The sequence below is a fragment of the Porphyrobacter sp. TH134 genome (assembly GCF_002855495.1).
Classification (GTDB): Bacteria; Pseudomonadota; Alphaproteobacteria; order Sphingomonadales; family Sphingomonadaceae; genus Erythrobacter.
In genome coordinates this window covers 1-2635 of the sequence record NZ_PKRO01000083.1, presented here as the reverse complement: position 1 = coordinate 2635, position 2635 = coordinate 1, and the positions used below count along the sequence as shown (strand labels likewise).

Genomic DNA, 2635 nt, shown 5'->3' with positions numbered 1-2635 from the left:
ACCGCACGAACGTTATCATCGTGGGCGATCATGGGTTTGTTCAGGTTCACACGAGCCTCAACCTCTCCTCGCTGTTTGACGAAGTGTCGTCATCAAAGGTTCCGGTCAGGGCGCTCATCGGCGGCGGATCGGCAGGGCTCTATCCTGCCGACGGCGCCACCCCCGAGGAGGTTGCCGCCTACCTCGCCAAACTGAACAAGCTCATTGCCCGCCGATATCTCGGCCTGCTGCGCTTCATGAGTGCCGAAGAGAATGAAGAGGCAGGCGGATTTGCGGGTGCAGTTGCAGCCTTAACCGTGCCGAAGCCGGGCTACATGCTCACAAGCCGCCCGGGCGCACCGTTCTTGATCAAGCTGAAAGGCACCGAGGGCATGCACGGCTATGCGCCCGATATGCCCGGCATGGAAACCGGCTTCATCGCTGCCGGCCCAGCCTTTCGTTCCGGCTACCGGATGCCGGTTATGCGAATGCTCGATGTGGCTCCGACGATCGCTCTCGCCGATGGCGTGCCGCTTCCTTCGGCCGAAGGTGTCGCGGTGCCCGGCATTCTCAGTGCCAATGACAACAACGGCGGCAGTCTCGTCGATTTCCTCATGGGGGCAGGAAACCGCGACCGGCGGCCCTGAACCATTTCACATTCGGGCTCTTCGGGCCCGGCGTAACTCAAAGAAAACGGGGGTTTTATGTCTTACCAAACCACGAGAATGGCGTTGCTGGCTACGACTTGCCTTGCGCTGACGATAGCCAATCCGGCCTTCGCACAAGATGCCAATACCAGCACGCCCGAAGCGGCCGCCGAGGAAGACGCCAGCGGCAACGATATCCTCGTTACCGCGCGCCGGACCGAGGAACGTTTGCAGGATGTTCCCGTGTCGGTCGTCGTATTCAACCAGCAGCGGATCACCGACCTGAACATCATCTCGGCTCAGGACCTAGCGAACTACACGCCATCGCTTACCGTCAACACCGGCTTCGGCGGCGACAACACAACATTCGCCATCCGCGGCTTCGTGCAGGACTTCGGCACCCCGCCCTCAGTGGGGGTCTACTTTGCTGACGTTGTCGCGCCGCGCGGAAGCGGGATCAGCGCCTTCCCAACCGGCGATGGTGCCGGACCGGGCAGCTTCTTCGACCTCCAGAATGTGCAGGTCTTGCGCGGCCCGCAAGGCACCCTTTTCGGCCGGAACACGACCGGTGGCGCAATTCTGTTCGTGCCGCGCAAGCCCGATGACGAGTTCGGCGGGTACGTCGAAGCCAGCATCGGCAACTACGATCTGCGCCGCGTGCAGGGTGCGGTAAACCTGCCGCTCGGCGAAAATGTGCGCCTGCGCGTTGCTGCAGATCATCAGAATCGTGACGGCTTTCTGCGCAACTATACCGGCATTGGGCCGGATGATCTTGCGGATTTGAACTACACGGCGTTGCGCGCCAGCCTCGTGATCGATCTCGCGCCCAACCTCGAAAATTATCTGATCGCAAACTATCTCGACTCCCATAACAATGGGACGATCCAGAAGCTGATCGGCTGTGCGCCGGCACTGGGTCAGGGGCCAAGCTTTGCATGTCCCCAGCTGGCGGCCGAACAAGCCGCCAATCGCGGCTTTTATGAGGTGGCAAGCCAGTTGCCGCAGACCGGGTCGCAGCTGGAGCAGTTCCAGTTCATCAACACTACGACTTGGCGCGCCAGCGACCTCGTGACGATCAAGAATATCCTGAGCTACGGGGAGTCTGAAAGCTCGCTTGCCATCGCACTCAATGGGGTCAACTGGCGCTTTGGCGGCCAGCCACTCACGTTCCTGACGATCGGAACCTTTCCCAGTGTGCCGTCTGCGAGCCAGTCCACGTTCACCGAGGAATTGCAGATCCAGGGCCGTTCATCGGACGACCGTCTCGAATACCAGTTCGGCGGCTATCACGAGACGAGCGACCCGCAGGGTCAATCGGGCAACACACTTTCGTCGCTGCTTTCCTGCACCGATTTGCTCAACCTTCAATGCAGCGACGTCATCGGCATCGCGCGCACGCAGGCCGCTGGGAACACCACCGCGATCAGAGCTGGGAACCTGAGCTCGACGATCGGCACCACAAGCAGCCGAAGCATCGGGCTTTATGGTCAAGCCAGCTATGCCTTGACCGACCAGCTCAAGCTGACAGCCGGGCTGCGTTACACCTGGGATCGCAACGACAGCACCACGACCCGGATCAGTTATCGCTTTCCGGTGCTTCCGTCATTGACGGCGGCGCCCCAGCAGGTTTGCGTTGATGTAAGGCTGGTGCCGAGCTGCACCGAGACCCTGGAGCAGAAGAGCAGCGCGCCGACCTGGCTGCTCGACCTTGATTACAAGCCCAGCGACGATGTGTTGCTGTATCTGAAGTATGCGCGCGGCTACCGTTCGGGCGGGGTCTTTCCGACCGGCCCGATCGGCTTCCGGACCTTCAGGCCCGAACGCGTGGATGCCTACGAAGCAGGTCTGAAATCGAGCTTCGGCAGTGCGGTGCGTGGAACGTTCAACTTCGCCGCGTTCTATAACGACTTTGCGGACCAGCAGTTGCGGTTGGTGTTTACCGCTGTTCCCGGGGCGCCAGTCGCATCGGCTACGGGCGTCGTCAATGTCGGGCAGTCAAGGATTTGGGG

2 protein-coding genes are annotated in these 2635 nt (G+C 61.1%); both read left to right on the top strand.

Features of this window, described 5'->3' with window-relative positions; genetic code table 11:
* A partial coding sequence (locus C0V72_RS15910) for an alkaline phosphatase family protein (protein WP_143704645.1) occupies positions 1-626 on the top strand: 626 nt, incomplete at its 5' end.
* A 78-nt stretch (positions 627-704) separates the two neighbouring features.
* On the top strand, positions 705-2635 hold a 1931-nt coding region (locus tag C0V72_RS15905), incomplete at its 3' end, for a TonB-dependent receptor (RefSeq protein ID WP_101795103.1).